The sequence below is a fragment of the Nocardia sp. NPDC058658 genome (assembly GCF_042716665.1).
Classification (GTDB): Bacteria; Actinomycetota; Actinomycetes; order Mycobacteriales; family Mycobacteriaceae; genus Nocardia.
This window is the reverse complement of sequence record NZ_JBHXRR010000004.1, coordinates 56217-68064: the sequence shown is the minus strand read 5'-3', so window position 1 is coordinate 68064 and position 11848 is coordinate 56217. Positions and strand designations below refer to the sequence as shown.

The following is an 11848-nucleotide window of genomic DNA, read 5'->3' as shown; positions in this document are numbered from 1 at the left end:
GCGGGAGACTTATCTAGATATTACGACTCTCGCCGGGCCTTCTTTGCCTGCAACGAGATCCATTTATCCATCGGCAAACGTCCGCCCACCTGCCATTCGGCATAGTCATTGACGGAGTGACCGTAAACCCACGTCCACTCTTCACCATTACGGTAATGAACCGCCCCAAGCAACTGCGACAGTGTGTCGACGTAGAACTCAGTGAAGGGGCAAAGGACAACCGGGCTGCAACCGCGACGATCAAAAAAGACGTCCAACGATGCGGAGGCGGCGACGCGAACGTTCATCCATCGTCCTTCGAAGCTACGGACAAACGCCTCACCGAAGTAGCGTTGAAACCGATCAGCCGCTGCAGCGTTCTCCGGGGCCAGCACTGCCTCTACTGAGGAAAATCGCGCTATCGCAGCCAGTTCGGCCGTTGCCACCCCGTCCGCGCTGAATGGATCACTTGGCATATCTGGCACATCTACAGCGAAGAACGTCTCGAGCGCGGGATCCATCTCGGCCAGCCATGCCAGCCACGCCGGATCCCGCTGATCCACTTCCCGCCGGCGAAGCTCCGCCTTGGTCGCCTTGCGATAGCTACCCATGCCGGTTCCTCACGTTAGTTACTGGCAGTTACCGCAACTGATGCTGGCGCAGGAACTCACCAGCATCAGCATCGCGGCGGGTACCCAGCAGGAAAGCATCGAGAATCTCATCGCTGACCGGTTGGCCGTCGGGGTCGTTGAGCATCAGTGCGTGGACACCGAAGCTCTGTGACCGGCCCGCCGGGCGGTAGGGCACCAACACGTCGAACGAGCCGTCACCATGCTCGAATTCGTAGACCTCGCCGATCAGGGCATCGAACTGCTCACCAGCGCTGTTGGAGATAGCTCCGTCGTAGACGATCACACCGCGGGCGGCTGACCTGACGATCATGAGCCCACGGCCGTAATCCAGCGGCGACTCGGGGCCGTCCTGCGCCAGATCGATCAAGGTCACTCGGGTGTCGCCCTTACCCAGGTAGGCCAGGAACGGACCCGCCGATCCTTCCGAAACCCACTGCACCGCATGAGCAACCATCTCTCCGGCCAACCCAGCGGCAAGCTGCATGTTCTCCAACTGAAACGACTCCCGAACTAGTTGAAAGGGCCGACGGCCCAACGTACCCGAAGCGCAGCGACTGACTCAGTGATCTCGAATGTACCGGGAGATCTCCTCGATATCGCTCTTGGAGCCGGCCACTCGACCTCCTTCATCGGGCCACCAGCTGAATTTGAGGATGCTCTTTCCGCGCTTCAGGTGAGTGCGGTTGTAATCGATACCCGCATCAGGACCATCGTATCCGTATACGACACGCCATCCGTCAGCAATGTAGGCCTCGAGAACCTCGCTATAGCATTTCGTCGGAATATACGACTCCGAAATATGAAGCCTGCACCATGTTGTAGAGCGCCTTGAACTCCATATCAATCCTTATTTCCAGCGTCGTCGAAAACCTGAGCTCGCACCCAGGATATCAACGTCGAACTGCGGCGTAGGTCAATGCCTTTCGGGCGGCCAACGCGGTGTCGTGCGTATGCGCGTGACCGGCGGTCGGTGCGCTGATGTTGACCGCGAGTGAGCGGTCGAGTCGATCGCCGCTCGGCGCGATCGGGCCGGCGATCGCCAGTTGGGGGCGGTCGGCTCGGGCCAGTGCCCTGGCTTGGGCGCCCGCCGTCACTGGCAATGATCGCGCGGTGGCCGCGTAGCCCGACCCGGTGGTCGCCCTGGATTCGTTGTTGATCGCCTCGAGCACACCCCGGTGCTTGGCGGTGGCGGCCGCGTTGACGACGAACTCGCCGTTGGACATCAGCACCGGGACGGCGTCCTCGCGCGGTCCGCCGGGTCCACGGACCAGACCACCATCGCGCATCTTGGTCGACCATTCGACCAGGGTGTCGCCGATCTTGGCCAGGCCGAGGTTCTTGCCGCCGACGACAGGCACCCAACTGGGAATGGTGAAGTCGAGCTTCTTCAGTACCTCGCCGACAGCTTTGAGCACGATCGCGCACGCCCTCTTGAGTGCCTTGAAAACATTGCCGATGATATCGCCGACGGAGTTGAACGCTCCCGTGACCACCTGCACGGTCTTCTTGAAGGCCGGGACAACCGTTTGGCTCCACACCTTCTCGAAGAAGTTGATGACCGGTTTGAGCGCCTTCTCGAAGGCCTTGACCAGTGCGTCTTTGAGCCTGTTCAGCCAGTTCATGATCTTGTCGATCCACGGCTTGAGGTCGTCGACGATCTTCATGATCATGCCGAGACCGCCCTCGCTCAGGGCCTTGTCCAGCTCGCCTTGCTGCTTCTCGTGCTCGCCGTGGTCCTTCGCGGCGTTCTTGTGCTCGCCGCTCGACTGCTTGACCGCGGCGGCGAGGGGTGACATGCGGGTCGCGGCGGCCTTCGCCGAGTCGACCAGCTTCTTCGTCGCCGTGACGTGCGGGGCCTCGAGGACGTCGGCGGCCTTCTGCGCGGCGCCGAGTTCCTGCTGCGCGGTCGCCAGCGCCTTGGCATCGTCGCCCTGGCCTTTGCCTTCACCCTCGGGGCCGCCCTTGCCGGGAGGCTTCTTCATACCCTGCGGTTTGCCAGGTCCGGCCTGCGGTTTGCCGGCTCCGGCCTGCGGTTTTCCGACTTTGCTCCCCGGTGCCGGACGCGCAGCACGCGGTTTCCCACCCGTCTGAGCGGGTGTGGCCGCGCCCCCTGGAGACTTCTGCTGACGCGCCGGCACACCCATCGGCGCCGCCGCGGCAAGCGCCGCGGCACCGGCGACGCCACCAGCCGCCGCCGCACCGCCGACCTCGGCTGCGGCGTCGCCGTCGTCATCGAGTTCGTCTTCCTCGGGGTCGAGATCGTCGAGTTCTTCTTCGTCCGGGTCGAGGTCGTCGTCCTCATGCAGGGATCGGGCCATCGTCTACTCCTTGGTCATGCGTCGCCGCGGTTTACCGCCGTCCGGCCGCGTAGGTGAGATCCCGTTGCGTGGCAACAGCTTTCGTGCGCAGGTAGGCGCTGTCGTGCTGGGTAGTCGTGAGGTTGATCGTGGTCGACCGATCGAATCGGTGCGTGGTCGCCACATCGGGCAGCGCTTGCGCCGGTTTGACGCGCGAAAGCCCCAGTGAGGCAACAACTTGCGCGTCCCTACCCCCGACATTGAGGGTGTCTTTGTTGATCGATTCCAACAGCGGCCCGTAGCGCGCCGTCGCCGCGGCGTTGACCACGAACTCGCCGTTGGACGCCAGCACCGGCACCCGGTCCTCGCGCGGACCACCTGGACCCCGCACCATGCCGCCATCGGCCATCCGTGCCGACTCCGCCCACGACATCATCGCGCCACCGAGTCCGGCCAGGCTGAGCGTCGCGCCACCGAGCCAGCCGGGGAGGCTGAACTCGATCCTGGCGACCACCGAGCCGATCGTGGCAACGATGTCGGCCACCTGGTTGACCACCCCGCTGAACAGTCCCCCGATCCCGCTACCCAGGCTGCCGAGCGCGTCCTTCACCTCGGTGATCACCGTGGTGAACGGCGCGAGGCACGCGGCGAACACCTTCTTGAAGTAGTCGCCGACAGGCTCGAGCACGTTCTTCTTCACCGTGTCGAAGGCCTTCTTCACCGAATCCCAGTGCTCGACCAGCAGCCCGATCACGACAATCGCGATCTCGATCGCCGCGACGATCTTGCCGATCACCGATTTGCCCACGGCCTTGTTGAGCTTGTTCTGGGACTTGTCCCACTTGTTCGACGCGGCCTCGACGTTCTTCTGAGCACCCGCTGATTCCTTGTGCGCCTTCGCCAGATCGTCGAAACCCTTCGACGATTTGTCGACGTTCTCGGTCATCTTCTGGCTGGTCTTCGCATGCGCGCCGAGGTTCTTGACGTCGCCGCGCAGCACTGAGGTTCGATCCTTGAGCGCCTTGGTCTCATCGGTGATCGGTTTGGTGCCGCCCGCATTCGACTTACCTTGCGACGCTTTATCCTTCGCCGAACTCGCCGTGTCTTTGACCTGCGAAACGGCATCCGACAGGCTCGCCGGATCAGCCATTCCAGCGAGATAGTCCTTGCCCTGCGCGAGGGCGGCTCCACCGAGCCCGCTCAGCGCGGCCTTGGGATCGGCGACGGCCTGGCGCCAGTCGACTCCTGACGTCATCGCGCCCATCGCCAGACCGCCGGCCAGACCAGCGCCGCCGCGCACCTTCGCGCCGAGCCCGCCCCGGGGCCGACCCTGCGGCTTCGATGGCTTGCGCGGCTTCACCGACTGTCTTGGCGGTGTGGCCGTTGGTCGCACACCCCTAGGTGGTTTGACCGGAGCCGGTCGGTTCTGCTTCTCGTATTGTATTGGTGTTTCTCGTCTTTCGACGCTGGGCTGGCCGCCCCTCGAGTGATCGGAGTCAGCGACGTCGGCTTTCGACGACTCCCCCGAACTCTTCACATCGGACTTGCCCGCGCCGCCCTTACCTTTGTCGCCGGCGTCGAGTGGATCGCTCGCGGCCAGCGCCGCGCGCAATGCGGCGTCGAACTGCGCGTCGCCTTTACTGCTCATCGTTCTAACCACTCCCTGAGGTGTGCGAAAGGTTGGGCTAGCGCGACCCACCCGCGTAGGTGAGCGCGCGTTGCGCGTGCACGGCGCGCGACCGCGCGAAACTGGTGTCGGTCCCACGGTCGAGCGCGATGGTGGTCGAATGGTCGATCGCGCGAACTGTCGCGCCGGTCCGCCGCACGCCGCGCGGTGGTGCGATATGCGGACTCTTGGTCAGCGCCGACCGGCCCGTGTCGGCACCGGCTACCCGCAGGTGATCACTGCCGACGGCAGCCATCACCGCTCGCTTCGGGCCCCCCGCGTCAACGACGATCTCGTCGGTCGAGCTGGCCGGTGCCTTGGCGCGGCTCGCACCGACAAGACCACCGTCGGCCATATGCGCCTGTGCCCACTGCGACATGGCATCCGCGATGCCGCCCACGCCTGGGAACCATCGAAACTCGCCGAGAAGACTGGCGACCCTATCGACGACCACCGCGACGTAATGAACCATCTTCTGGAACACCCCACCCACGGTCGAACACAGCGCGTTGAATGCGCCGGAGACAGCCGTGCTGATGTGGGTGAACGGCTGGAGGACCTCGCCGAACTGCTCCTGGAAGAACTTGCCGACCGGATCGAGCACTTTCTCCTTGACGACGCTGAACGCCGCCTTGATCTCGTCCCAGTGCTCGATGATGAGCGTGATCGCGAGAATCGCGGCACCGAGGGCGAGGGTGAACCAGCCGAGCGGCGACGCGTTCCACACCAGGTTCAACGCGGTCTGCGCCACCGTCCACAACTTGGACGCGCCGCCGATGATCTTCTGCACGGTTGACGCGGTGCGAATCGCCTTGGTCAGCTTCTTGAGGTTCTTGGCGACGCCGCCGACCTTGTCGACCATCTTCTTGCCGGCGCCCGCGTGATCTTTGATGGCCTTGAGGTTCTCCTTGAACGCGCCGCCGAGATTCTTGAAGGCTGTCGCCTCATCCTTGAGCCCTTTGGTGTCGACCTTGCCACCCTTGGGTTTGCTCCCCTTCGGTCCTCCAGGTTTGCCAGCCGCCGGCGATTTAGCAGGGGGACGTTTCGCCAGGTCTACCGGCTTGCCCCGATTCGGCGGTGCCGCAGTCTTTTTCGGTCCCGTCGCCTTCGCCTTCTGCCCTTTGGCCGCCTGCTTCCAGTCGATACCGGGCGGCTTCGCGCCCGGACGACCACCGCGCGCCGGCGGCTTCGGCGGAGCGCCACGCTTCGGCTTGTCGGTCTTACGCGGCTGAATCGGCTTCTTCGGTGCCCGAGCCGTGGGGCGTGTCCCCCTGGGATGATCGTCGGCCTTCGGCGGATTCGCCTGTCGCGACGTGGGTTTGGATGCGGAAGGCCGGCGCGAAGGGCTCCTGCTGGGCTTCTTCTTATCTTGCGCCGCATCCTTTTTCGGCTTCTGGTCCGTTGCGTCGTTGAGCCCGTCCAAAGAGACCGGATGGATCTCGATGTCGAAGCCAGCCAACGGATCCGGATCACCCTGCGGTTTCGAATCACTCATCGTTTCCAACCTTTCCGATCTCTTGTGAATTTCCGCCGTCTACGTGTCAAGGCCGAGTCAGCCGAGTAGCAGTCACCTGGCTAGACGCCGACCGGGCTGAACCGCGCATCCTGCACGGCCTGCAACATCCGGATCTGCGCGAACGCCGCGTCGACATCAGCGACCCGCACATCAAATGTGCGCGGACCAGGCCCGTTATCCGTGCGGGGCAACGCACCGTCGTGCAGGAACGGCGGCCGATACGCGTACCCGATCTTGCGTTCCTCGGCCTGGGCGGCACGCAACACCGACCGATCGATCACAGCCATCACCTCGATGCCGGACCCCCTACGCGGCGCGGGTCGGCCTTGCCCACCCACCAAACCACCGTCAGCCAACCGCTCAGAAGCCCAAGCCACCATCGCATCACCGACACTCTTCAACCCGAACGACTTGTTGACCGGGAATCCGATATTGATCTCGAGCCGCTGGAAAATCTCACCAATCGCCTTAACAATCCCCGCGACCGTCGACCGAACCGCACCAACCGCACCACCAACAACCCCACCCATCCCATTGAACCCGGCCATCACGGCATCGAAAGCCAAACGGTACGGCGTAATATAAACCTTGAACGCCGTCATAAAAAACTCAGCCACCGGCGTCAAAACATTCTTCAACACCCAATCAAACGCAGCCCGAATCTCGTCCCAATGCTCCACGATCAACTGAATAGCCAGCACCGCCGCCGAAATAGCCGCCGCTATCGTCCCCACCGGCGAAAACAACATCGCAATATTCAGCAACTCTTGCGCAAAGGCCCAGTCATCCGACACCTTCTCGATAATCGCCTGCGCCCCTGCCGAATCAATAACATCAGACACAAACCCGGATACCGCCGCAACCGCACCCCCAACCATCACCACCAGATCATTCAGGCCATTCTGAACATAGCTAGTAAATGAAGTCGCCATCCGCGAACACTCGGCGATAGTCGACTTCAAACCGGATAGAATCCCATCACCGAACTTGACCAAATCTGACGACTGTGCACTATCCGATGGTAGGACAGATCCATCATTGGTCGACTGTCCCGTTAGAGGTGTTACGACCGCCACAGAAACTATTTCCGGGTTAGGTTCGGGTGATTCGTGTTTGACAGCAGCGGCTACTGTCGCTGCAGCCCCCAATCCACCCATGGCCAGTGCGGCAGAAACAGTGGCAGCACTCGGACGACGCCTTCTGCCACCAGTATTTTGAGCACTGAGTCCCTGGCGGTATTCTTCTCTCGTCGGCTTCTTATAAGGGACAAGGGGTGTCGGGGGGTGAACAAAATTGATATTATCACCGACAGCAAACTGTTCGATTGTGGAAGCTCCGAGCACTTTGACCGGACTCCCGCGTTCATCTTCTGCATCAACAAGGGCTGAGTGAACTCTGTAATATGTTACATCTAGCCCCTCGGCCCCTAGACTATTTAAACCTTTGAGAATGCCGGGATAATTCTTTTTGAGCCATTCGCCGAGTTCCGGATCTTCCCGGAGCTTCGCCCTGAGGTACAGCCTGGTACCTTGACGGGCAAGCACATAGTTTCCATTGTCATCGAGAACGAGCGAGTCCCCTAGCCCACTTGTACCCGTCTTAGCCTCTACGACTATGAGCTTTCCGTCGAGCACTGCAATGATATCTAACGTACCAGCGCCCGTCCTCGTCCTAGGCATGATATCTGCACCAAGCTTCTTAAGGTGATACTTTGCGACCGCCTCGGCCACGAGTTCACCCTTTTTTTGCCTGGCATTCGAATTACTTCGGTTGTTAACGAAGTCTAATCCCCAGCGTTTAATTTCCTTGACGCGGGGCGGATCCGTTTCTCTCGGCCGCAACCAATCGACTACCTCATTCCTGAGATCGATTGGATAGCTAGATGGCTCGGGACCGCGCCAGCCCTCCTTTTTTGCCCTCTTATAGGCGTCCTTGACAGCCTCGCGCAGCTCTATCCGATGCGATTTTGCTAGCTTTTCATCATCTATGCCATGCCCTTTGGATTTTAGGCTTTCAAGCCTCGATTCCAGATCCCCAAGATCGCTTGAGGAGCTCTCAAACTCCGCATGATACCTCTGAATATATTCATTGACAGGTACACCCCCAATACGGATATCATCCGCGTCGGTGATCGTTATAGGCTTACTGCTGTTCGCTACATAATCGTATTCGTAATCTGTTGTATACGTACCCTCATAGGCGCGCGAAGGCGCGCGGGTTTTCTTTGCGCGTGTCATGGATCGCCTCGTCTAGATTGCGCAGGATAAACTGCAGAAAATGGTCACACCTGGACTACGACGCGATTTGTTTAGATACAAATCTCTCGCCATAGCGTGATAAAATTCTTGCTACATACCGCAAATCGGCTTTCATTCACTGCCAAAGGCTGAATACGTGCGGCCGCCCAGCCGAATAATCGGCCTAGGGCGCCGACATCTCGTAAGTGCTCGAGGAAGGAAACCCATCGCGGCTTTCGCGCGCGTTTGCTGAACCACCCCAAGGGGCTGGAAGCGAATCTCACGTCGGTGGCTGCTAGAGATCCTTAAGGTTCTGTGATGTAGCAACGAGTTCGCTTGTGGTGCAGTATGTTTCGTCGTGTTAGCACCGTGGATCGTGGTCGCTCAGCTGTGGGCACTGATCGAACCGACACTGCCGGTCAAAGCGCCGGGAACACCGGAACCGGCGCGGATGAACGATCGGCTAGTCTCGCGAACGATTTGTTCGTGCTGATCACCGGGCATCGTGTGGAAGACGTGCTCCAGGGCTGGGATTCGGGTCCCGCATAACCTGCTGGCGGCAGCGACTAGCAGGCCACCGACGTGTTAAAGGGCGTCCACGCCACGATGCTCGCCCGCTGCCACCGCGCCGGACTGATCGATTTCGGCCATGTCATCCGGACGGCTCGCACGGCCGACCACGCGAGGAAATTGCGCCCCTGATCGCAGCCAAAGGGCTAGGCCTGTCCGCGGGTCTACACGAACTCAAGCGCCGACGGATCGCGGCTACATCCCACGACACGGCACCTGCGACAAGGTGACCACGTCAGCGCGGATAACCCACGACTATGTCTGTAACCGCACCATCAACCTGTTCGCCACCTTCGACTTGGCCAGCGGGTCGGTCATCGCCGAAATGTGCCCGCGCCACCGCCACCAGGAATTTCTTCGCTTCCTCAAGACCATCGACACTGCGGTCCCAGCCGAGTTCAACCTACATCTGGTCCTGACACTACGCCGCTCACAAAACCCCCGAGGTCGCTGCGCCACCTGCCCCGATCATCTCGAGCGTCAAGTTTTGGTCGCCGCTATCGAACAGCGATAGTCCAGGCAGTGACGTGGCAATGCGCGGCCAGGAAGGCGTACACAAACGAAGGCAGCATCCGCGACATGCACCCGCTCGTCAGTACATACACCACAGCGGTGAACGCGGCCTCGCTCATCAGTGGGGCGGTCTCACAAACTTGGCGGCCGGTATTGCACTCCAACAATAAAAGCTCCACCAGTGCCTACAGCTCGTCGGGCCATGACCCACCTTAAAAGGGCGTCATTCACGGTAAACATTATGCGACACAACACAGTCAGTCTGCCGCCTGAACCGCCGCCACGGGACACGCACTAAGGACGAAGATATTTCGGCTGATCCGAAACTCAAAGGTTGCGGCGCCAAATGCTCCCAACAATTACTTGAGAACATCTGAAATCAGCAGCCTTTCAAACTCGATTCGACGCGCGAGAAAATCGCTCTGGCTATTGGCGAACGCTATCTATCGATACGTTCAGTATCACCGAGAGGCGTGATATCGGGAACGCAAGGATACGAATCAACCCATGCCTCCGCGAGTATCTCCGACGGCGACGCGATTTTATGGGTCTCGCGTAGCCTTGTAGTGACCCGATCCGCGAATTCATGAAGATCCGCGTATCTGGCGGGCCAGAGAATCTCCTTACGCGAAGTTGCGCCCACCTGCACGTCCTCAACGACTCCAGTGTCTCCGTGCACGATTGCACCGCTGAGGTCATATCGGCGCATCGATATTTGTGCGCCGAGCTCGTCATCGATAGTCAAATCAAGGAGACCGCCTTCCGGCATACGCGAAAGAGTCAAAGCGAGCGAGGTCGTAAACTCCGGCCATGTCGGACTCGATGGTGTTGAAATGACCGAAGGACCAACGTCTTCGTCGTCCCCGTCATCCTCGTATGCCAGGTTTTGTTGATGCTGATAGGTAGTATTGGCAATCTCCAGTGAAATTTCCAAGTAGTCAAAGTCGGCCGTTAACACAAGCGCCACATTTGGAAGATCCCAGAATACTCTCGGACGATTTCCAGGCAATCGCCACGATTTTCCGAATTCTGAATGAACACGGCGATGGATTTCTGAAAATCCATCAATCAGAGCTCGCTGAGTTTCAGGAGAGTCGTCGACCGGGTTATCGGTCAACCCTGCCGTTATATACACAAACTGTCCATCAGGCAACCAGTAGCGACAGAACCTATCATCAGATACGGCGAGCGCCCCCGGTGAAGAAATACTCAAGTCAGTTTGGATCTTTGCTCCGAAGTCGTCCAGGACAGGTTCCTGCCAGTTGGCGATACGACAGAACTGCTTGAGGTTGTCGTTTGTCCAGGTCCAGTCGAAACCTGCTGCGAGGCGGGCGATTCTTATCGCGCCGTCGATGTCGGCGTGCATGCTCAGATGCTACTTCCTTCAACTTGTTATCGGCTACCCAGCAGAGGGTTTGAAGATGTCGACGATACTGTTCATGACTGCTAGGCGGCGTTCCTCGCGGACGGTGTCTAGCGCGGTTTGGGGGCGCGGCATTGGTTTCACCGCGGGTGGGTCTGCACCGGCTGCCGCGATGACAGCTGCCTGCACCCCTTGCAGCCCGTCGATGATCGACAGCAGCAGGTAGGTGTCGAGGGTGTAGCCCTCAGGAGTTGGGGGTTCTTCGGCATCGGGGTCTTCTTCGGAATCCTCGATGTCCAGCCAATATTCGGCTAGTTCACGGTCCAACGCCAAGGCCGTCTTGTAGTGCGACCCGCGCGGCAGGCGGTCCTTGAACCTCCAGATGGTGCGCCAGTCGCGGGTGCGGAACTCGATGGGCCCGAAGCAGTCTCGGATGTCGATGCCGCGCTCGAGTAGGTCGTATTCGAGCGCGGCACCGAACTTGTCCCAGAACTCTACGAGCCCTCGGATCCCCCCGGCAGCTCCATGGCACCTTCGCCGTAGAAGTGGGCGTACAGATCGTTCTGAAAGGCGACCCATTCGTCGATGGGGCGGTCGGCGAACAGGTCGTCGACCGCCTCGTAGACATCGCCCAGCAGGATCCGCAGCTGGTCTTCTTCGTCGTCGGTCTCGGCCAGCTGACGTGCCTGACGGCGGGTCAGTGGCTGGATCGCGATGTCGGCGGTCAGGTGGTAGGGGCCGCGTCGCTTGGCTGCCAGCTCGCGCTGGATCTCGTAGAAGCGGCCTTCGTCACCGCCGGCCACCTTCGTGGACGTCGACGTTTTGCGGGGTGCTGCCATCAGGGGATCTCCGGTTTCGTTGTGGTGGAACGTAGTTACTTGGCGGGCTTGGTCGCGACGGCCTGCTTGACGTCTTCCTTGACGCGGTGGCCGAGACCGAACATGGCGTCACCGAACGCCGAGGCGTCGAACACCTGGTACTCGTGTGTGCCGTCGGTCATCGTGACCGGGAACTGGGTGGGGATAAAGGACACGGGGTAACCCCGCTTTCTCTCCGGAAGCTGACAGGAAGTGGC

Annotated in this window: 11 protein-coding genes; 1 reads left to right on the top strand and 10 read right to left on the bottom strand. The window is 60.5% G+C overall.

The features are described from left to right. Window positions 1-20: 20 nt before the first annotated feature. From ACFWUP_RS09320 to ACFWUP_RS09295, 6 genes are all read right to left on the bottom strand, one after another. Complete coding sequence (locus tag ACFWUP_RS09320; protein ID WP_379232447.1) at window positions 21-590, bottom strand: hypothetical protein; 570 nt, start codon at window positions 588-590, stop codon at window positions 21-23. A 28-nt stretch (window positions 591-618) separates the two neighbouring features. Beyond that, window positions 619-1095 carry a hypothetical protein gene (locus ACFWUP_RS09315; RefSeq protein ID WP_379232445.1) on the bottom strand — a complete coding sequence of 159 codons (477 nt, stop codon included), beginning with the start codon at window positions 1093-1095 and terminating at the stop codon, window positions 619-621. Window positions 1096-1501: 406 nt separating this feature from the next. Beyond that, window positions 1502-2929, bottom strand: a complete 1428-nt coding sequence (locus tag ACFWUP_RS09310) for a hypothetical protein (protein ID WP_379232443.1) — start codon at window positions 2927-2929, stop codon at window positions 1502-1504. 31 nt (window positions 2930-2960) lie between these two features. Then, window positions 2961-4556, bottom strand: coding sequence for a hypothetical protein (locus ACFWUP_RS09305; RefSeq protein ID WP_379232441.1), 1596 nt, complete (start codon window positions 4554-4556; stop codon window positions 2961-2963). 37 nt (window positions 4557-4593) lie between these two features. Continuing rightward, window positions 4594-6033, bottom strand: coding sequence for a hypothetical protein (locus tag ACFWUP_RS09300; protein ID WP_379232439.1), 1440 nt, complete (start codon window positions 6031-6033; stop codon window positions 4594-4596). A gap of 116 nt (window positions 6034-6149) precedes the next feature. Continuing rightward, the gene (locus ACFWUP_RS09295) at window positions 6150-8327 is read right to left on the bottom strand and encodes a hypothetical protein (RefSeq protein WP_379232437.1); all 2178 of its coding nucleotides are present in this window, start codon (window positions 8325-8327) and stop codon (window positions 6150-6152) included. Window positions 8328-9123: 796 nt separating this feature from the next. Here ACFWUP_RS09295 and ACFWUP_RS09290 point away from each other — a divergent pair. Then, complete coding sequence (locus tag ACFWUP_RS09290; RefSeq protein ID WP_379232435.1) at window positions 9124-9411, top strand: hypothetical protein; 288 nt, start codon at window positions 9124-9126, stop codon at window positions 9409-9411. Between the two features lie 438 nt (window positions 9412-9849). On the opposite strand, the gene ACFWUP_RS09285 is transcribed toward ACFWUP_RS09290, so the two are convergent. From ACFWUP_RS09285 to ACFWUP_RS09270, 4 genes are all read right to left on the bottom strand, one after another. Next, window positions 9850-10776, bottom strand: a complete 927-nt coding sequence (locus ACFWUP_RS09285) for a DUF6301 family protein (protein ID WP_379232433.1) — start codon at window positions 10774-10776, stop codon at window positions 9850-9852. 33 nt (window positions 10777-10809) lie between these two features. Further along, window positions 10810-11106, bottom strand: coding sequence for a hypothetical protein (locus ACFWUP_RS09280; RefSeq protein WP_379232431.1), 297 nt, complete (start codon window positions 11104-11106; stop codon window positions 10810-10812). Between the two features lie 161 nt (window positions 11107-11267). Then, on the bottom strand, window positions 11268-11612 hold the full coding sequence (locus tag ACFWUP_RS09275) for a hypothetical protein (protein WP_379232429.1): 345 nt from the start codon (window positions 11610-11612) through the stop codon (window positions 11268-11270). 35 nt (window positions 11613-11647) lie between these two features. After that, window positions 11648-11806 (bottom strand): hypothetical protein, encoded by a 159-nt coding sequence (locus ACFWUP_RS09270; protein WP_379232427.1) that lies wholly within the window; start codon window positions 11804-11806, stop codon window positions 11648-11650. Window positions 11807-11848 lie beyond the last annotated feature (42 nt).